The sequence below is a fragment of the Pseudomonas sp. AC083 genome (assembly GCF_979253165.1).
Window position 1 is genome coordinate 1 of record NZ_CEEDDH010000093.1, and the last position, 281, is coordinate 281.

At 38.1% G+C, this 281-nt stretch carries 1 protein-coding gene and 1 pseudogene; both read right to left on the reverse strand.

All coding sequences use genetic code 11. From position 1 onward, the window contains the following. Nucleotides 1–209, reverse strand: a 209-nt coding sequence (locus tag AC0IXA_RS27340; RefSeq protein ID WP_471814889.1) for a hypothetical protein, incomplete at its 3' end; no start/stop codon positions are given. Between the two features lie 6 nt (nucleotides 210–215). Then, nucleotides 216–278 (reverse strand): annotated as a pseudogene (locus tag AC0IXA_RS27345) (hypothetical protein); the annotation flags it as partial. Between the last annotated feature and the right edge of the window lie 3 nt (nucleotides 279–281).

Genomic DNA, 281 nt, shown 5'->3' on the forward strand with positions numbered 1-281 from the left:
CGGTGTATGGAAACGGCGAGCCATAGGCAAAATTTATCTATCGCCACATCAGGTAGATTGACTTCGAGCACCTGAAATAGCTTTTGTAAAAAATCAACTGCATCTTGCTTTTGAATATCATCGAATGGCCAAAGCCTGCTTCCATAGACTTCAAACAAAAATTCCACAAAAAATTGACGAATCTCCTTCTCATTTCCATGGAACTGCATACTATCTGGTCGTAACTCAATGTCATACGAGATAAGAAGCGAATTGATTTTATGAATGGTGTTATACAATGT